The sequence below is a fragment of the Actinomadura oligospora ATCC 43269 genome (assembly GCF_000518265.1).
In the GTDB taxonomy this organism is placed as follows: Bacteria; Actinomycetota; Actinomycetes; order Streptosporangiales; family Streptosporangiaceae; genus Spirillospora; species Spirillospora oligospora.
This window is the reverse complement of sequence record NZ_JADG01000029.1, coordinates 1-19,171: the sequence shown is the minus strand read 5'-3', so window position 1 is coordinate 19,171 and position 19,171 is coordinate 1. Positions and strand designations below refer to the sequence as shown.

The window sequence follows — 19,171 nt, the reverse complement described above, 5'->3', positions numbered from 1 at the left end:
TCCTAGACGGCGGCGGGCGCGTCGGTGGCGCGTCCGGTGATGGCGAGGAAGGCGTCCTGGAGGGTGGCGGCGCCGTGCCGGGCCTTGAGATCGGCCGGTGTGCCCTCGGCGACGACCGTCCCGGCGTCCACGATCACGAGGCGGTCGGCGAGCGCGTCGGCCTCGTCCAGGTAGTGCGTGGTCAGCAGGACGGTCGTGCCGTGGTCGCGCCGGACGCGGCGGACCAGGTCCCACAGGTCGGCGCGGCTGCCGGGGTCGAGGCCGGTGGTCGGCTCGTCCAGGAACAGCACCTCGGGACGGTTCACCAGGCCGAGCGCGATCTCCAGGCGGCGGCGCTGGCCGCCGGACAGCGCCGCGGTCGGGCGTTCGAGCAGGTCCTCCAGGTGGAGGTCGGCGGCGAGCTCGGCGGCGCGGGCGCGGGACCCGGCGCGGGACAGCCGGTGCATCCGGCCCTGCGTCACGAGCTCCTCGCCGACCGGGCAGCTCGGGTCGAGGCCGCCGGACTGGGCGACGTAGCCGATCCGGGCGCGCACGCCGGCGGGGTCGTCGAGCAGGTCGTGGCCCGCGACGACGGCCCGTCCGCCGGACGGGGGCAGCAGCGTGGCGAGCATCCGGACGGTCGTGGTCTTCCCGGCGCCGTTCGGGCCGAGGACGCCGAGGATCTCGCCGCGCCCGGCCGTCAGGTCGATGCCGCGGACCGCGTGGACGGGCCCGGACCGCAGCTGGAACGTGCGGCTGAGCCCGTGGACGTCGAGAACGGGTGGGGTCATGCCAGGCATGAAAGCACAACGGATGGGAAAAATACAATCAATTGAAAGTTTCGCATGGCATGTAAGATGGCCGCGTGACGGAGACCCTGCGGGAACGGAAGAAGCGCGCGACCCGGCGGCACCTCGCCGAGGTCGCCACCCGGCTGTTCGTGGAGCGCGGCTTCGACGCGGTCACGATGGCCGAGATCGCCGAGGCCGCGGACGTGTCGGTGAAGACCGTCTACAACTACTTCGTGGCCAAGGAGGACCTCGTCCTCCCGCAGGGCGGGGAGGCGTCCGCCGACCGGCTCGCCGCGTTCGTCCGCGACCGCGCGCCGGGGGAGTCGGCGGCCGGGGCCGTCCTGCGGAACCTGCGCGAGGAGCTGCACCGGCGCGACCGCAGCATCGGGCTGACCCTCGGCTACGGCCGGTTCATGCGGATGATCCGGGAGTCGCCGACGCTGCTCGCCCGCTTCGACCGGCTGGGCGCGGACATGCGCGCCGCGCTGACGGCCGAGCTGGCCGCCGCGTCCGGCGCGTCCCCGGCGGATCCGGTGCCCCGGCTCGTGGCCGCCCAGATCGCCTGGACGCAGGAGACGATGTTCCTCGAGATCGGCGAGCGCACCGCCCGCGACGAACCGCCCGGCGAGATCGCCGCCGCCATGCTCGGCCTGCTGGACGTCATGGAGTCGCTGCTCGGCGACCGCGTCCTGACCTACGCGACCCGCCCCCGAGAGGACGAGCCGAAGTGAACGTGTTCCGAGTGTCCATCCGAGGCAGGTTCGGCGACCTGGACGACGAGGCCCGCGCCGCGCTCCGCGGCGGCGACCCGTTCGCCACCGCCTTCACCGGGCGCGGCACCTTCACCTGCGACGGCTCGCTCTCCGTCTTCACCTTCCGCGTCGAGGTCCCCGCGGGCCCGGACGACGACGAGGACGACGCGGGCCTCGCCGCCCTGGCCGCCCTCGACGCGCACGGCCACCCCTACGACGTCCTGAAGACGGCCGTCACCGACATGCGCGACATCAAGATCCGCCGCAAGCGCCGCTGACCCGCCCCCTGGGCCGCTGACCAGCCCGCCGGGCGGCTGACTAGTTCTGCGGGCGGCTGAGGGCGAGGGCCAGGCCCGCCGCCGCGCAGACCACGCCGGGCACCAGCAGGGCGACCGAGGGATGCGTGGACGCGAAGGCGCCCGCGACGGCGACGCCGAGGGTCGCGCCGCACTGCCGGACGGCGTTGAGCAGGCCGCCCGCGGCCCCGGCGGCGCCGTCCGGCGCGGCGGCCATGACGGCGGCGGCGAGGGACGGCAGCGCCAGCGCGACCCCGCATCCGGTGAGCAGCAGACCGGCCGTGAGGGCGTGGGACGCGAGGAGCACGGCGCCGATCGTGAGCAGGGTCGTCCCGCCGAGCAGGGACGGACGCGGTCCGAAGCGCGCGACGAGGCGTCCGGTGATCGGCGGGCCCAGGACGAACGGGACGGTCATCGGGAGCATCGCCAGCCCGGTCGCGACCGGCCCGCGGTGCAGGGTCAGCGGCAGGACGAACAGGTCGCCGGTGAGCGTGAAGTTGACCGCCGCGCCCACACCGAGCCCGATCAGCACGCCGCGGCTGCGCAGCAGCGCCGCGTCCACCACGGGTGTCACCGGGCGGCGGCGTTCCAGCAGGACGAGGCCGACGGCGGCGGCGACCGCGGCGGCTCCCGAGACCGCGGTGTGCGGCCAGTCGCGCGCGCCCGCCGCGATCAGCGCGTCCGTGGCGAGGCCGAGGGCGGCGATGACCGCGAGCTGCGAGCGGACGTTGATCCGCCGCGCGCCGCCCGGGCAGCGGACCGCCGCGCCCGCCGTGAGCGCCAGCACCAGCAGCGCGATCGGGCCGTTCACCACGAAGACCGCGCGCCAGCCCGCCGCGCCGACCAGCAGGCCGCCGAGCACCGGGCCCGCCGCGACCGCGCTGCCGCTGATCGCGGCCCAGGCGGCGATGGCGCGCGTGCGGGCGGCGGCGTCCGGGTAGAGGCGCGCGATCATCGCCATCGAGGCGGGCACGCAGGCCGCCGCCGCGACGCCGAGCAGCGCGCGCAGCCCGACCAGCGTCCCGAGGGTGGGGGCCGCCGCGCACAGCAGGGAGAGCGCGCCGAACGCGGCGATGCCCGAACGGAACACCCGGTGCGCGCCGAGGCGGTCGGCGACCGCCCCGGCCGTGAGCAGCAGCGCGGCGAAGACGACGGTGTAGGAGGTCGTCGCCCACTGCAGCCCGGACATCGAGGCGTGCAGCGAGGACGAGAGGTCGGGTTCGGCCACCGACAGGACGGTCATGTCGAGCAGGACCATGAAGTAGCCGAGTGAGACGCCGACCAGCGGGATCGTCCGCTGGGTCGTCGATGCCGGCGGCGTCGCCGTGGTGGTGATCGTCATGCTCCGAGCCTCGGCGCGCGGGCGGTTCCGTTCCACCGGCCGTGGCGTACGCTCCGTTCGGAAAAACCGAACGGTCGTGGTGGGGGCGCGGAGGATGGAACTTCGTCAGTTGCGGGTCTTCGAGGCGGTGGTCCGGCACGGGACGGTCACCGACGCCGCCGTCGCGCTCGGGCTCGCGCCGTCCAGCGTCTCGGCCCGGATCCGGGCCCTCGAGGAGTCCCTGGGCGTGCCGCTGTTCGACCGGACGGCCCGGGGGATGCGGCTCACCCCGTCCGGCGAACGCATGCTGACCTGGTCCCGCCGCCTCCTGGACGCCGCCGACCAGGCCCGTCAGGAGGTCGTCGGGTCGGCGTCGGCGCTGCGGCTCGGCGCGCTGGAGACGATCGTCGCCACGCTCGTCCCGCGCGTCCTGGCACGGCTGGCCGCGCGGTCGCCGGGCACCGCGACGGAGGTGTTGTCCACGAGTTTCCGCGACGAGCTGCTCGCGGACGTCGTCGGCGGCTCCCTCGACGCCGCGCTGCTGCTCGACACCGGCGACGCCCTCGGCGATCTCGGCTTCCCGCCGCCCGAGGCCCCGCTGGCCTTCCTCGACGTGGAGCCCGTCCCGCTCGTCCTGGTCGCCGCCCCGGGCAACGCGCTCGCCGGACGGACGGGCCTCGTCCCGGCCGACCTCCAGGGCCAGTCACTCCTGGTCAACGTCGAGAACTGCTCGTTCCGGTTCGCCGCCGACCGGTTCCTCGGGCCCGGGCCGGCACGCGTCCGCGCCGGGGGAGTGGCGGTGATGCGGGGGTGGGCCGAGCAGGGCCTCGGGATCGCGCTGCTCCCCGGTTTCGCGGTGGCCGACGCCGTCCGCCGGGGCTCCTTGACCGCGCTTGACCTGCCGGTTCCGGACATCAGCCTGCGACTGGTGTGGCGGTCCGACCGCGAGTCGCTTCCTGGTCTGCGTGAGCTGCTGTACGCCTGCGCTGCCACGCCTTTCGGCTGACCGTCCCGTTTGGGACGGACCGATAGTGGGGGATCTGTCGCGGTTAACTGGCAAAGGTTGCGGTTTGCCCAAGAAACCATGACAGGGGCTTGTGGCACGGTCGGCTTCAGCTGATCATCAGCCTCTATGTGGCATCCGGGGCTGGTACTACGGCGGATGGCCAGCGACCGGACCCTGGTCCTGGCGGCCTGCGCCACGGCGCTCTTCGCGACCACGGTGCTCGCGGCGCTCGTCGGATACGCGGGGGCGGTGACCCGTGACGGTCTGCGCCGCACACTCGCGCAGAACGCGCAGATCGGCGCGACCGCGGTCGTGAGCGTCCTGCCGGGACAGAGCGGCGACACGACCAGGCAACTCGACCAGGCGCTGCGCCGGGCGTACGGGAGCATCCCGTACCAGCTGGAGACGACGGCGCGCAGCGACTCCTACACGCTGCCCGGCCAGGAGCGCGCCCAGCATCCCGAGCTGACGCGGTTCGCCACCTACACGGGCATCGACAAGCACGCGAAGCTGACCGCCGGACGCTGGCCCGCCGCGACCTCCGACGGCACCGCCGAGGCCGTCCTGCCCGCCGCCGCCGCCCGCAGGACGAAGCTGCGGCCGGGCGCGGTCTTCACCGTCCACGGACGCGTCGACAAGACCTCCGCCATCAAGGTGCGGCTCGTCGGGACGTTCGAGACGCGGAGCCAGGACGACTATCTCTGGCACCGCGACAGGCTCGTCACCACCGGGATCGAGCAGCAGAACTACACGACGCACGGCCCGCTCGTCCTGACGCCCGACGTGTACCGGTCGAAGTTCTCCGCCGCGGGCGGCTCCCAGACCTGGTTCGTCCGCAACGACCTGTCCCACCTGGACGTCTCCGGCCTGCGGGCGCTCGGGAAGCGCATGCAGGACTCGACGAACACGCTGCGCAAGTACGGCGACGGCACCACCTTCGCCGTCGCCAGCGACCTGCCGGAACTCGCCGACCAGCTCTCCAGCGCCGTCCTGGTCGCCCGGTCCACGATGTTCGTGCCGGTGCTCCAGCTCATCCTGCTCGCCGGGTACGCGTGGCTGCTGGTCGCGCGGCTCCTCGCCGACCATCGCCGCACCGAGCTCGCCCTCATGCGCACGCGCGGCGCCGGGATGCGGCAACTCGCTGGGATCACGGTCGCCGAAGGGGGCGCCGTGATCCTGCCCGGCCTCTTGCTCGGGCCGCTGCTCGCCGATCCGCTGCTGCGGCTCGCGGGGCACGCGCCCGCCGTCCGCGCGACCGGGATACGGCTGAGCGCCGGGTCGCCGGGCACGCTCTGGACGGTCGCCGGAGCCGCCGCGCTCGCGTTCGTGGCCGCCGTGACCGTCCCGACGCTGCGCGCCGTCCGGGGGACGTTCGTGGAGACCGAGGCCGCGATCAGCCGGGGCCGCCGCGGCGCGTGGGCGGGCACCGGCGCGGACCTCGCGCTGCTCGTCGTCGCCGGGCTCGGCGTCTGGCAGCTCACCCGCTACAACAGCACGCCGCGGGCGTCCGGCGCGGGCGGCATCGACCCGTTCATCGTGTCCGGCCCGGCGCTCGCGCTGCTCGCGGGCGGCGTGCTGCTGCTGCGGCTCGTCCCGGTCACCTCGCGCGCCGCCGAACGGTTCACCACGCGTGGCCGCGGCCTCGCGCCCGCGCTGGGCGCGCGGCAGGTGGCGCGCCGTCCGCTCCGGTACGCGGGGCCCGCGCTGCTGCTCGTCCTCGCGATGGCGGTCGGGGTGCTGTCGGCCACGACGATGAGCACGTGGCGGCTCTCGCAGAAGGACCAGGCCGACTTCCGCGCCGCCGCCGACGTGCGCGTCAGCGAACCGTCCGGCGACCTCACGCTCGGACCTCTCGGACGCGGCGCGCGCTACGCCTCCCTGCCCGGGGTCAAGGAGGCCGTCCCGGTGGCGCGGCAGGGCGCGGCCTACGGCACCGCCGAAGGCTTCCTCGTCGCCGCCGACACCAGGATCCTGCCCAAGGCGCTGCGCGTGCGCCCGGACCTGACCCGGTCCCTCAAGCTGGGCGCGCTCTCCGCCACCCGTCCCCCGTCGCACCTGATGACCCTGCCCGGACGTCCCACGAAACTGGGCCTGGACCTGCGGCTGACCTCGAAGGAGGAGGCGAAGCCCCTCGGATCTGGAGGCTTCTACGGCCCCTGGGACCCGTACGCCCCCGGCTACGGGATCACCGCCGTCCTCACGGACGCGCGGGGCGTCAGCTACCCGGTCGACCTCACCGGCCTCAAGGCGAACGGCAGGACCCAGAGCCTGACGGTGGACGTGACGTCCCTCGCGGGTCCCCAGGGCGCGATCTCCTACCCGCTGTCGCTGCGCGGCCTGCGCTGGCTGGACAGCCAGAACCCCCTGCACGGAGCGCTCAGCCTCGACGTGGTCGCCGTGCGCGGCGAGGGCCCGGGCGGCGGCCCCGCCGTGCTCCCGCAGGGCGGGACGTGGGACCAGTGGTGGGACGACGGCAGCGGCGTCGCCGCGAAGGCCGTGGCGGTGAAGGCGACCCAGAATCCCGGCGTGGTCCTGACCTCCGCGATCCCGGCGACCGAGCTCGTGGGCCTGCCGCCGGCCGCGCCCACGGCCCGGGTGTCGATGTTCGTCGCGCACGGCGACGGCCCGTCGCACGACAACCAGCCGGGCGTCCCCCAGCCGATGCCGACCGTCCCCGGCGTGATCAGCCGGTCCCTCGCCGACCGTTCGCACGCCAAGGTCGGCGAGACCATCGAGCTGAACCTCGCCCGGGGCAGGCAGACGGTCCGCGTCATCGGGATCGCCCGGGCGATCCCCGGCCTGGACGCGGGGACGGACGGCACCCTGGTCGACCTGCAGACCCTCTCCGACAAGTGGCAGGCCACGGGCACCGCCGGCGACGACGCGGCCGACCCGGACGAGTGGTGGCTGTCGGTCCCGGGCGGCGGGACCGGCCCGGCCGTGGACGCGGTGAAGTCCCGCGAGGGCCTCGGCGACGTCGCCGCCGACCGGGTCCAGCTGCGCAGGGACCTGAGGGACGCGCCGCTCGCCGCGTCCCTCCAGGGCGCGCTGCTCCTCGGCTTCGGCGCGGCGCTCGCGTTCACGCTGATCGCGTTCACCGTCAACGCGGCGGTGGCCGTCCGGGAGCGGTCCCGCGAGTTCACCGTGCTGCGCGCGCTCGGCCTGCACCAGCGCCAGGTCTCCGGGATGCTCGCGGTCGAGCAGGCGATCCTGGTCGGGCTCGGCCTGGTCGGCGGGCTCGTCCTCGGCCTGGTCGTGGCGAAACTCGTGGTGCCGCACATCGTGCTGACCGTCCAGGCCGCGCCGCCGTACCCGCCCGCCGCGCTGAGCGTCCCGTGGCTCGCGGTGCTCGGCCTGGCCGCCGGGGTGGCGGTGATGCTCGGCCTGGTCCTGATGGTCGTGATCCGGGTGCTGCGAAAGCGCGGCCTCGGCGGCGACCTGCGCGCCGGGGAGGACCGGTGAGCGGGCCCCGGCTCCGGCTCGTCCGGACGCACTGGGCGGCGCTGCTCGCCGTGGCCGTCCTGACGGCCGTCACGACCGCGCTCGCCGTGGTCTTCCCCGCCCGCGTCGTGTCCGGCTACAACAAGGCCGCGGTCGACGTCCTCGGCTCGGACGGGTCGGTGAACGTCGTCGGCGTCGCCGGCGAGCGGGCCGCCTTCACCGGGTTCGTCAGGCCCGACGCCATGGTGCCCGAGGGCGCCAGGTGGCACGGGATGATGCCCGACCGGCTCCGGCGCGCCACGCTGGAAGCCGATCCGTTCGCGATCACGCCGGACAAACCGAACCTCGCCAATCCCCAGACGCCCCGGGCCGCGAAGCTCGACCTCGTGGCGAACGCCCTGAACACCGGGCCCTACCGGGTCGTCCAGGGGGCGGAGGGCCTCAGCTGGCAGCGGCCGGAACTCGCGCTCACCCGGCCGACGGCCGAGCTGTTCGGGCTCAAGGTCGGCTCCGTCGTCCGGATCGGGGAGGGCCCGACCGAGGTCTCGTTCACCGTCGCCCAGATCATCGAGCCGACCGACCCCGACAACGGCTACTGGACGAGCCGCGGATCGACCGTCACCCCCCACATCGAGGTCGACAGCAACGGCGGGGAGTGGACGGTCGGCGGCGCGCTGACGAACTACAGCGGCTATTCGCAGTACCTGTCGAAGCACGGCGGGAAGTTCCGGTTCACCTGGCGCTTCGGGCTCAACCCGTCCGGGCTCGACGCCTCGGACATGCGCGGCCTCGCGGTCGACATCAACCGCTACCGGTCCGCCGTCGCCGGGCGGCAGGACATCTTCGAATGCCAGATGGTGTCCCCGCTGGAGTCCCGGATCGCCGACTTCGCCGGGCAGTACGCCACCGCCCAGGTCGTCACCGGGCTGGCCTTCAGCGGCCTCGCGGCCGTCCTCGTCGGCGCGCTGCTGCTCAGCCTCGCGCTGTTCACCGAACGCCTGCGCGGGACCTTCGCCACCATGCGCACACGAGGCGCGTCCCTGTTCCAGCTGTGCCGGACGGTCAGCTGGCTGACCGTGCCCGTGCTCCTGCCCTCGGCGGCCGTCGGATACGGGATCGGCCTGCTCGTCCACGCCGGACCCATGCGGATGGTCTCGGTTTACATGGCCGCCCTGATCGGGGTGCTCGCCGTCGCGTTCCCGTGCGCGCTCGCCATGCGGCGGAACCGGGCCGGGACGATGCCGCACAGCCGTCCGGAGACCGGCACGCCGAAGGCGTCCCGGCGGCGGCTCGTGCTGGAGCTGCTGGTGCTCGGGGTCGCCCTGATCAGCCTCTTCCTCCTGCGCCGCCGTGGCCTCGCGGCCCAGGCCGAACTCGGCTCGGACCCGCTGATCTGGGCCGTCCCGGTGCTGCTCGGCGTCGCGGCCGGGCTGATCGTCCTGCGTGGCTTCCCCTTCCCGCTGCGCGCCGCCGGACGGCTCTTCGGACGCGGCCGTTCCATGGTCGGTTTCGTCGGGTTCGCGCGGGCCTCGCGGCAGCAGGTCGTGACCGTCCTGCCGCTGGTCGTGCTGCTGCTCGCGGCGGCCGTCGCCGGGTTCGGCGCGACCGTCGACGCCGCCCTCGGCCGCGGCCAGGAGACCGCCGCCTGGTACTCGGTCGGCTCCGACGCGCGGCTCACCGCCACCCAGTTCGACTACCGGCTGCCGGAGCAGCTGAGGTCGGTGCGCGGCATCACCGGCGTCGTCCCGCTGCGGTCGATCCCGGACGCGGGGATCGGCGGCGCGGGCGGCGAGCGGGGCAAGGTCCAGATCACCGTCCTCGCCGTGGACCTGGACGCCCTGCGCGCCATCGCGGGCGGCGCGGCCCGGTTCGTCCCGCCGACCCCCGCCTCCCCGGACGGCATGCTGGTGTCCCCGGCGGCCGTCCAGTACGTCGGGACGAAGCCGACCACGCTGAACTGGTTCAACAACGCGCTGCGCGTCCGGCCCGCCGGGATCGTGAACCGGTTCCCCGGCCAGGACGCCACCACCCCGTACGTGATCATCCCGTACCGGATGCTCAGGAACTTCGACTCGTTCCCCACGCGCGTGTTCGTCCAGGGCCACGACATCGACCGGAAGGCCCTGGACCGCGTCGCGCGGAAGAACGTCCCGGGGTTCGCGAGCAACTCGATCGGAGGCGACTTCATCCGCTACCAGGGGGACGTCGAGCACACCCTGCGCAAGAGCCCGATGGTCCAGGTCGTCCACCGGGCGTTCGCGGAATGCGCGCTCGTCGTCGTGGCCTACGGCCTCCTGTCGATCCTTCTGGTCCTCCTCGTGGGCGCGCGCGAACGCGGTAGGGCCATCGCGCACCTGGAGGTCCTCGGACTGAGCCGCAGGCAGCGCCGGACGCTCGCGCTCATCGAGATCGGGCCGGTCGTCGTGTGCGCCGTCCTGGTCGGCTGGCTCGTCGGCATGGCGCTGCCCAGGCTGACCGGACCGGTGGTGAACCTGCGTCCGTACACCCTCGGGTTCGCCGCGTCCAACCACGCCGTCGAACCCCTGCACCTGGTCGCGCTCGCCGCCGCCCTGCTGGTCGCGGGGCTGGCGGCGGTGCTGGTGGACAGGCTTTTCGACGCCCGAGACCGGTTGGGCGAAGTGCTGCGGACGGGGGAGGAAGGTTGAGCGCGCCCGCATTCCGGTCGATTCGGACGCGCCTGCCCGCGCTGCTCGCTCTGGCCGTCCTCATCGCGCTGACGACCGGGCTGGCGGTGGTCGTCCCGGCTCGTGTCGTCCATGGTTTTGATCGTTCCGCTGTGGCGGCGGCGGGGCCTGACGGTGCTGTGAACGTCACCGGCCGCGCGAAGGGGGGCAACGCGTTCGGCAAGATCCCCGCGCCCGACGAGCTGGTCAGGCAGGGCGTCGGCTGGCGCAACCTCCTGCCGCCGGGAATCGCCCGCGCCACGGACGACGTCGACCCCTACGCCTACATCGGGCCGGACATGGTCCAGCGCACCAAGCGGCAGCGTCCCGGCTTCCTCCGCCTGTTCGTCAACCCCTCCCTGAGATCGCACGTCCGGTTCCTCTCCGGCGACCCGGACAGCGAGCAGGACAACATGCCCGGCCCGCCCGGCATCTTCATCACCCAGAAGGTCGCCGCGCTGTTCGAGCTGAAGGTCGGCTCGCCCGTCCGCGTGGAGACCGGGTCGGGCGTGCTCGCGCTCCGCGTCGCCGGGATCATCGAGGCGAACGACCCCGAAAGCCCCTACTGGACGGCCCGCCAGGCGGTCACCAAGCCTTGGATCTACGTCGATCCCAGGAGCGGGTACGAGCGCCAGTTCGGCGGGGCGCTGATGGGGCCGAAGGGCTACTCCGCCCTGCGCGCGCTCGGCGCGGAGGTCAACTACACGTGGCGTTTCCCGCTGCGGCAGGACCGCGTCACCGCCGCGTCCCTGCGCGACATGGTCCCGGAGCTCGATCGCTTCCGGTCGTCGGTCTCCGGACGGTCCGACTCGGTTCCCAGCGAGGTCCAGACCCCGATGGACGCCCGGATCAGGGAGTTCGCGGGGCAGTACTCGACCGCGCAGGTGATCACCGGCCTCGCCTTCGGGGGCCTGGCGGCCGTCCTGGCCGGGTCCGTGCTGACCGGCCTCGTGCTGTTCGCTGAACGGCTGCGCGGGACGCTCGCCATCATGCGCGCACGAGGAGCCTCTCGGGCACAGCTGTTCGGCACGGTGTCGTGGCTGACCGCGCCGGTGCTCGTCCCCGCAGTCGCCTTGGGCTACGGCCTCGGCTGGCTCATCCACGCCGGGCCGCACCAGCTCCTCTCCGCCTATCTCGCGGTGGGGATCGCCCTCCTGGTCGTCGTCGTTCCCTGGGCGTCCGCGGTCGGCTGGCGGCGGCGGGGCGCTGCCGGGGCCTCACCGCGCCCTGAGAACGCCGCGGTCAGGCCGTCCCGGCGGAGGCTCGTATTCGAGGGCTTGGTCGTCGTCCTGGCCGTGATCGCCACGGTGGCGATGCGGCGGAGGGGCCTGGCCGTCCAGTCCGAGCTGGGGGCCGATCCGCTGCTCTCCGTTGTGCCGGTCCTCCTGGGCGTCGGCGCGGGGCTGCTGGTGCTGCGCGTCCTCCCCTGGCCGCTCCGGTTCGCCGGACGCCTGCTCGGACGCGGCCGGTCGGCGGTCGGGTTCGTCGGGCTCGCGCGGGCGTCGCGGCGTCCGGTGCTGACGCTGGTGCCGACGATCGTGCTGTTGCTCGCCACGGCGGTCGCGGGGTTCGGCTCGGCCGTCGGAACCGCGCTGGTCCGAGGTCAGAAGGCCGCCGCCTGGCACTCCGTTGGCTCCGACGCGCGGATCACCGCCGGGGCCCTCGGCCGCGACCTTCCAGGACGACTGTCGTCGGTGCGCGGGGTGACCGGCACCGTCCCGCTGCGCACGATCCCCGAGGCGGTCGTCGGGGCTCCGGCGGGCCAGCCCGGCCCCCGCGTCATCGTCATCGCGGTCGATCTCGCCGCATACAAGAAGATCGCGGGCGGGTCCGCCAAGTACGTCCCGGACGCTCCCGCCGCACCGGACGGCGCGCTGGCCTCACCGTCCGCCGCCGCGTTCCTGGGAAAGAAGCCGACCACGCTCGCCTGGGTCGGCGGCTCGCGCGTGGCCGTCCGGCCGAGCGGGATCGCGGCCGACCTTCCCGGCATGGACTCCGCCGACCGCTACGTGATCATCCCGTACCGGCTGCTCCAGGGCGCCGACGCCTTCCCGACGCAGGTGTTCGTCCAGGGGCACGGCATCGACCGCGCCGCCCTGGACCGGGCCGCGAACCAAGGGCTGCCCGAGGGGGCGGGCAACGTCGGAGAGGGCTTCATCCGGTACCACGACGACATCGAACGCGCCATGGTCCAGGGACCGATGGCCCAGGTCATGCACCGCGCATTCTCCGAGGGCGCTCTCCTGGTCGCCGTGTTCGGCCTGCTGACGGTGCTGTTCACCCTGCTCGTGGGCGCGCGTGAACGGGGACGCGCCGTCGCGCACCTGGAGGTGCAGGGACTCGGCAGGCGGCAGCGGAGACTCCTCGCGATCGCCGAGGCCGGGCCCGCGATCCTGTCCGCCGTCCTGGCCGGATGGCTGCTCGGGCTCCTGCTGCCCCGCGTGACCGGGCCCATGATGGACCTGCGTCCCTACACTTCGGGCTTCACGGTGACCAACCACGCCGTGGACCCCGTGCATCTGGTCGCGTTCGCGGGGGTCCTTCCGGCCGTCGCGCTCGCCGCGGTCCTGGTGGACCGGATCTTCGACGCCCGCCACCGGCTGGGCGAAGTCCTCCGGACGGGGGAGGAGGGGTGAGCGCGCCCGGGCTGCGGTCGCTTCGGACGCGCCTGCCCACGCTGCTCGCGCTGGCCGTCCTCGTCACGCTCACGAGCGGGCTCGCGGTGGTCGTTCCGGCCCGCGTGGTCAACGGCTTCGACCATGCCGCCGTGGCGGCGGCGGGCCCGGACGCCTCGGTGAACGTCACCGGCCACGCCAAGGGGGCTGCGGCGTTCGGAAAGATCCCCGCGCCCGACGAGCTGGTCAGGCAGGGCGTCGGCTGGCGCGGCCTCCTGCCGCCGCGGCTCGCCGACGCCGCGGGTGACGTCGACTCCTACGCCTACATCGGGCAGGACAAGGTCCAGCGCCCGAGGGAGAAGCGTCCCGGTTTCCTCCGACTGTTCGTCAACCCCACACTGGGCGACCACGTCCGATTCCTGTCCGGCGACCCGGCGAGCGAGCAGGACGGCACGCCCGGCCCGCCCGGAACCTTCATCACCCGGAAGGTGGCCGATCTCTACGAACTGAAGGTCGGCTCGCCCGTCCGCGTGGAGACCGATGCGGGCGTGCTCGTGCTCCGCGTCGCCGGGATGATCGAGGCGATCGACCCCGACAGCCCCTACTGGACGGCCCGCCAGGCGGTCATCAAGCCCTGGGTCTACATCGACCGCAGGTTCGGGTGGGAGTTCCAGTACGGCGGGGCGCTGATGGGCCCGAAGGGCTACTCGGCACTGCGCGCGCTCGGCGCCGAGGTCCAGTACGTCTGGCGCTTCCCGCTCCGGCAGGACCGCGTCACCGCGCGATCCCTCAGCGGCATGATCCCGGAGCTCGACCGGTACCGGTCCCTCGTCACGGGACGGTCCGACTCCGTCCCCAGCACCGTCCAGACCCCGATGGACGGCCGGATCAGGGAGTTCGCGGGCCAGTACTCCACCGCGCAGGTGATCACCGGCCTGGGCTTCGGGGGGCTGGCGGCCGTCCTCACCGGTGCTCTGCTGACCGGTTTGGCACTGTTCGCCGAGCGGCTGCGCGGGGCGCTCGCGACCATGCGCGCACGAGGAGCCTCGCGCGCCCAGATGTTCGGCTCGGTGTCGTGGCTGACCGTCCCGGTGCTCCTGCCCGCGGTCGCCCTGGGATTCGGTCTCGGTCTGCTCGCCCGCGCCGGACCGCTCCAGCCTCTCTCCATCTCCTTCGTGCTGGTGATCGCCGTGCTGGTCGTCGTCGTCCCCTGGGCGTCCGCGATCGGCTGGAAGCGGCACGCGGCCCTGGTTCCCGCACGCCCGGAGACCGCCGCGACCAGGTCGCCCCGGCGGAGGCTCGTGGTCGAGGGCCTGGTCGTCGTCCTGGCCGTGATCGCCACGGCGGCGATGCGGCGCAGGGGGCTGACCGTCCAGTCCGAGCTGGGCGCCGACCCGCTGGTCTCCGCCGTTCCGGTCCTGCTGGGCGTCGGCGCGGGCCTGCTGGTGTTGCGCGTCTTCCCCTGGCCCGTCCGATTCACCGGGCACCTGTTCGGACGAGGCCGGTCCGCGGTCGGGTTCATCGGGCTCGCGCGGGCGTCGCGGCGTCCGGTGCTGACGCTGGTGCCGCTGGTCGTGCTGCTGCTCGCCACCTCCGTCGCGGGGTTCGGCTCGGCCGTCGGGACCGCGCTCGTCCGAGGCCAGAAGGCCGCCGCCTGGCACCTCGTCGGCTCCGACGCGCGGATCACCGCGGGACGGCTCGACAACCGCCTCCCCGAACGCCTGAGGGCCGTGCGCGGGGTCACCGGGGCCGTCCCGCTGCGCCTGGTCTCCGAGGCCGTCGTCGGCGCCCCGGCGGGCCAGCGCGGCCCCCGCGTCATCGTCGTCGCGGTCGACCTCGCGGCCTACAAGCGGATCGCGGGCGCTGCCGCCAAGAACGTCCCGGACGCCGCCGCCGCCCCTGACGGCGCGCTGGCCTCCCCGTCCGCCGCCGCGTCCCTGGGGACGAAGCCGACCACGCTCGCCTGGGTCGCGGGCCCGCGCCTGACCGTCCGGCCGAGCGGCATCGCGCCGGACCTCCCCGGCCTGGACTCCGCGGCCAAGTACGTGATCATCCCGTACCGGCTGCTCCAGGGCTTCGAGGCGTTCCCGACCCAGGTGTTCGTCCAGGGTCACGGCATCGACCGCGCCGCCCTGGCCCGGATCGCCCACCAGAACGTCGACAAGGACGCCGCGCCCGTCGAGGCGGGCTTCATCCGCTACCAGGACGACATCGAGCACGACATGACCCACGGGCACATGGCCCAGGTCATGCACCGCGCGTTCGCCGAGGCCGCCTTCACGGTCGCCGTGTACGGCCTGCTGACGGTGCTGTTCACCCTGCTCGTCGGCGCGCGTGAACGGGGACGCGCCGTCGCGCACCTGGAGGTCCTCGGGCTCGGCAGGCGGCAGCGGAGGCTCCTGGCGGTCACCGAGGCCGGGCCCGCGGTTCTGAGCGCCGTCCTGGCCGGATGGCTGCTGGGATTCCTGCTGCCGCGCGTGACCGGGCCCATGATGGACCTCCGCCCCTACACTTCGGGCTTCACGGTGACCAACCATGCCGTGGACCCCGTGCATCTGGTCGCGTTCGCGGGGGTCCTTCCGGCCGTCGCGCTCGCCGCGGTCCTGGTGGACCGGATCTTCGACGCCCGCCACCGGCTGGGCGAAGTGCTTCGAACGGGGGAGGAGACATGACCGAGACCCCGAGCCTGGCGGAACTGGAACGCCGAGCGACCGACCGCGGGCCCGTCTACGGGACGGGCGCGCACATCGTGTGCGACAACCTCGTCCGCATCTTCAAGGCGGACGGCATCGAGGTCGTCGCGCTCCAGGGGCTCGACCTGCTGGTCGACCCGGGCGAGCTGATCGCGATCGTCGGCGCGTCCGGCTCCGGCAAGTCCACGCTGCTGAACATCCTGTCCGGGCTGGACGTCCCGACCGCGGGGGTCGCCCGCGTCGCGGACGTCGACCTGCTGACGATGAAGGCCGCGCAGCGGCTGACGTTCCGGCGCGAGAAGGTCGGGTTCGTGTGGCAGCAGACCGCCCGCAACCTGCTGCCCTACCTGACCGCCGAGCAGAACGTCCAGCTGCCGATGCGGTTCGCCGGACGGTCCCGGAACCTGCGCCGCAGCCGCGCCGCCGAGCTGCTCGGCGTCCTCGGCGTCGGCGAGCTGGCGGGCCGCCGCCCGGCCGAGCTGTCCGGCGGCCAGCAGCAGCGCGTCGCCATCGCGGTCGCCGTCGCCAACGAGCCGGACGTCCTGCTCGCCGACGAGCCGACCGGCGAGCTCGACTCCGCCACCGCCGAGCAGGTCTTCGAGGCGCTCCGCCGCGTCAACACCGAACTCGGCACCACCACCGTGATCGTCACCCACGACCCGCACGTGTCCGAGGAGGTCGACCGGACCGTCGGGATCCGCGACGGACGGACCAGCAGCGAGGTCCGGCGGCGGAGCGCGGTGGACGCCGACGGCCGCGCCGTGCGGATCGCCGAGGAGTACGCCGTCCTGGACCGGGTCGGCCGCGTCCAGCTGCCGCGCCACTTCATCGACGCCCTCGCGATGAAGGACCGCGTCCGGCTGAACCTGGAACCCGACCACGTGGCCGTCCACCGGGCCGAGGAGGAGACCGCCAGTGAGTGAGACCCGGCACGACCCCATCCTCACGGTCACGGACCTGGTGCGGACGTACCGGACCGGCAGGGTCGAGGTGCACGCGCTGCGCGGCGTCTCGTTCGCCGTGGGCCGCGGCGAGCTGGTCGTCCTGAAGGGCCGGTCCGGCTCCGGCAAGACCACCCTGCTGAACCTGATCGGCGGCCTGGACACGCCCAGCTCCGGGACCGTCCTGCTGGACGGCAAGGAGGTCACCTCCCTCGACGAGGACGGCCTGATCCGGCTGCGCCGCGAGACGATCAGCTTCGTGTTCCAGTCGCACGGCCTGATCCCCGTGCTGTCGGCGGCCGAGAACGTCGAGGTCCCGCTCCGCCTGGCCCGCACCGCCCCCGCCGAACGGGACAGGCGCGTCGAGACCCTGCTCGCCCTCGTCGGCCTCGCCGACCACGCCCGGCAGCGTCCCTACGAGCTCTCCGGCGGCCAGCGCCAGCGCGTCGCCATCGCCCGCGCCCTGGCGTCCCGGCCGAGGCTCCTGCTCGCGGACGAGCCGACCGGCCAGCTCGACTCGGAGACCTCACGCGCGATCATGCCGCTGTTGCGCGCCGTGATCGCCGCCGAGGGCGTCACCGTCCTGGTCGCCACCCACGACCCCATCGTCATCGAGCACGCCGACCGCGTCCTGGCGATCACCGACGGCGTCGTCACCGAGGAGCCGCTCCCCGCCCGGACCTAGGGCGTGTCTCGAAGCCACCTGCCCTACTACGCGACGCCCAGGTGCGCACCTCGCGGGGTTGTCGTCGGTCGACGGCCAAATCCGGACCGACTCCCTCCTCCGCCCCCACGATGCACGCACCTGGACGCCGCTCGCCACGGGCGCCGACTTCGAGACACGCCCTAGCGACCGCTTGGGCGTCCGCCGTCAGTGCTGGCTGTCGGTCCCGTACTCCCAGTGCCAGGGCTCGAACGGGCTGCTGTAGGCCCAGGACGGATGGAACCAGCCGTACGTCCCGGCGTTGGCCCGCAGCCAGTTGAACTGGGTCGAGCCCTGGTTCTGGACGCCGTCGCAGAGGTCGAGGGCCTGCCCGAGACCGTGGTTGCTGGTACCCGGGACCGCCGCGAACCCCGGCCGCTCCGCGTACACGCGATGCTGGTCTGCCAGGCTCCGGTAGGACGACGTGATGCACATCTTGTGCCCGAACCGGCGCTTGTAGGCGGCGTTCAGCTTGTAGAACGCCAGCGCCGCGTCCGCGCGCAGCATCATGCCCTTCTTCGGCAGCGGGCACAGGTACTTGTCGGGGATCAGCCCGTTCGGGAACTTCGTGGACTCCGACGCCAGGCTCTTGTCGCAGGTCAGCTCGAGCCGCTTGTCCGGGTCGAGCTTCCGCAGCATGCCCTCCAGCTGCCTGGTGAGCTGGGCCGACTTCTGCTTCAGCCCGTCCACCTGCTGCTTCAGCTTCGTCTGCGCGACCGCGTTGTCCGACTGGAGCTCCTGCGCCGAGGTCGCCAGCGACTGCCGCTGCTTCTGCAGCTGCGTGGCCTGCGCGATGAGCGACTTCTGCGCGTCCGCCAGATGATCCACATCGGCCGTCGAGCGCAGCGCCGAGACATCGCCGCCCGCCCCGAAGACGGCCATCGAGCCGACGACTCCGGGCTGCTGGTAGGACGCGTTCGCCAGCCGCGACAGCGGCAGCCGGATCCGGTCGAACCGGGCGTCCGCCTCGGCGAGGCTCTTCAGCGTCGACCGCAGCTTGGCCTGGGACGTCTCGATCGACTGACGGCTGTCCTCCATGCGTTTGGTGGCCGCCAGCAGGTCCTTCCGGGCCTTGTTCGCCGCCGCGCGCAGCTGCTCGGCCGCGTCGCCGTCACGATCCAGGGGCGCGCCCGCCGCGGATCCACCGGGGGACACCAACGTGACCACCGAGAGGAGGACCGCGATCAGCGCCGCCGACCGGGGAATCGGCACGTCTGGTTTCCTCCTGATGCCCGAAGCCGAAGAGCCGCAGGAACGCTACTACACGTCCCAGTGTGATCAGGGGGCAACGGTGCGACCACGTCGCTCGCACCAGTGCCGCAGGAACGGGATGTCCGCCCACTCCGGCGGGCACCCCCGACGCTGGCCGGGCGGCCTCCCCTGCCGTTGCGTGGCCGTCGGCGACGGCGAGGACGCCCTCGGCCGGACGGTCTTCCGCTCCTCCATCGGAGGCTGCGACGCGGGCTTCGGCCGGGCCGGAACATAACCCCCCACTGTGGGATTACTCTCCGGAGTCGCCGCCACCGAGGGCCGCACGCTCACGGCGTCAGGCCGTCCCCCCGACGACGTCCCGACAAGAACCGCCCCGGCCAACACCACGAGAACCACGGTCCCCCCGGCGATCCACCAGAACCGCCGAGGCGTCCGCCCGACGCCGCCACCCCGAGGCCGCGCCGACCCACGATGCCGACCCACCACGGCACCGAACTGTACTCACCTCCGCCCCACAGGGCCTAGTCCCCAAATTCGGTTCCACCCCCGCCCCTCCCGTCCCCTACCCTGGTACCGGACGTCCGCTACGCTCTACCGCGAACGCCCGACCAGCCTCCGTAGCTCAGGGGATAGAGCACCGCTCTCCTAAAGCGGGTGTCGCAGGTTCGAATCCTGCCGGGGGCACAAGATCAAGCAGCACAAAGAGCCCTCTGACCTGTGAAAACACCGGTCAGAGG

The 19,171-nt window shown here is 73.6% G+C and carries 12 protein-coding genes and 1 tRNA gene; 10 read left to right on the top strand and 3 right to left on the bottom strand.

What is annotated here, in order from left to right; translation table 11 throughout:
* Positions 1 to 2: 2 nt before the first annotated feature.
* The gene (locus P696_RS0130575) at positions 3 to 770 is read right to left on the bottom strand and encodes an ABC transporter ATP-binding protein (RefSeq protein WP_026415321.1); all 768 of its coding nucleotides are present in this window, start codon (positions 768 to 770) and stop codon (positions 3 to 5) included.
* A 74-nt stretch (positions 771 to 844) separates the two neighbouring features.
* Here P696_RS0130575 and P696_RS0130570 point away from each other — a divergent pair, with 74 nt between their 5' ends.
* Positions 845 to 1,501: a TetR/AcrR family transcriptional regulator gene (locus tag P696_RS0130570; protein WP_026415320.1), complete on the top strand. Its 657-nt coding sequence runs from the start codon at positions 845 to 847 to the stop codon at positions 1,499 to 1,501.
* Positions 1,498 to 1,800, top strand: a complete 303-nt coding sequence (locus P696_RS0130565; protein WP_245627878.1) for a DUF6204 family protein — start codon at positions 1,498 to 1,500, stop codon at positions 1,798 to 1,800. Before P696_RS0130570 ends, P696_RS0130565 begins: the two co-directional genes overlap by 4 nt.
* A gap of 40 nt (positions 1,801 to 1,840) precedes the next feature.
* Here the strand turns inward: P696_RS0130565 and P696_RS0130560 are convergent, their stop codons facing one another.
* The gene (locus P696_RS0130560; RefSeq protein WP_034487910.1) at positions 1,841 to 3,160 is read right to left on the bottom strand and encodes an MFS transporter; all 1,320 of its coding nucleotides are present in this window, start codon (positions 3,158 to 3,160) and stop codon (positions 1,841 to 1,843) included.
* A gap of 94 nt (positions 3,161 to 3,254) precedes the next feature.
* Here P696_RS0130560 and P696_RS0130555 point away from each other — a divergent pair, with 94 nt between their 5' ends.
* From P696_RS0130555 to P696_RS0130525, 7 genes are all read left to right on the top strand, one after another.
* Positions 3,255 to 4,145, top strand: coding sequence for a LysR family transcriptional regulator (locus P696_RS0130555; protein WP_026415317.1), 891 nt, complete (start codon positions 3,255 to 3,257; stop codon positions 4,143 to 4,145).
* Positions 4,146 to 4,301: 156 nt separating this feature from the next.
* Positions 4,302 to 7,607: an ABC transporter permease gene (locus tag P696_RS0130550; RefSeq protein WP_026415316.1), complete on the top strand. Its 3,306-nt coding sequence runs from the start codon at positions 4,302 to 4,304 to the stop codon at positions 7,605 to 7,607.
* Positions 7,604 to 10,252: an FtsX-like permease family protein gene (locus P696_RS0130545; protein WP_026415315.1), complete on the top strand. Its 2,649-nt coding sequence runs from the start codon at positions 7,604 to 7,606 to the stop codon at positions 10,250 to 10,252. Before P696_RS0130550 ends, P696_RS0130545 begins: the two co-directional genes overlap by 4 nt.
* On the top strand, positions 10,249 to 12,906 hold the full coding sequence (locus P696_RS0130540) for an FtsX-like permease family protein (RefSeq protein ID WP_157430005.1): 2,658 nt from the start codon (positions 10,249 to 10,251) through the stop codon (positions 12,904 to 12,906). The genes P696_RS0130545 and P696_RS0130540 overlap by 4 nt, the downstream gene beginning before the upstream one ends.
* Positions 12,903 to 15,557 (top strand): FtsX-like permease family protein, encoded by a 2,655-nt coding sequence (locus P696_RS0130535; RefSeq protein ID WP_026415313.1) that lies wholly within the window; start codon positions 12,903 to 12,905, stop codon positions 15,555 to 15,557. The genes P696_RS0130540 and P696_RS0130535 overlap by 4 nt, the downstream gene beginning before the upstream one ends.
* A complete protein-coding gene (locus tag P696_RS0130530; RefSeq protein WP_026415312.1) occupies positions 15,554 to 16,501 on the top strand; it encodes an ABC transporter ATP-binding protein in 948 nt (315 codons plus the stop codon). Before P696_RS0130535 ends, P696_RS0130530 begins: the two co-directional genes overlap by 4 nt.
* On the top strand, positions 16,494 to 17,204 hold the full coding sequence (locus P696_RS0130525; RefSeq protein ID WP_026415311.1) for an ABC transporter ATP-binding protein: 711 nt from the start codon (positions 16,494 to 16,496) through the stop codon (positions 17,202 to 17,204). Before P696_RS0130530 ends, P696_RS0130525 begins: the two co-directional genes overlap by 8 nt.
* 186 nt (positions 17,205 to 17,390) lie before the next feature.
* On the opposite strand, the gene P696_RS0130520 is transcribed toward P696_RS0130525, so the two are convergent.
* Positions 17,391 to 18,434, bottom strand: coding sequence for a M15 family metallopeptidase (locus P696_RS0130520; RefSeq protein WP_026415310.1), 1,044 nt, complete (start codon positions 18,432 to 18,434; stop codon positions 17,391 to 17,393).
* Positions 18,435 to 19,045: 611 nt separating this feature from the next.
* On the opposite strand from P696_RS0130520, the gene P696_RS0130510 reads away from it, so the two are divergent.
* Positions 19,046 to 19,118 (top strand) — tRNA-Arg (locus P696_RS0130510).
* Positions 19,119 to 19,171 lie beyond the last annotated feature (53 nt).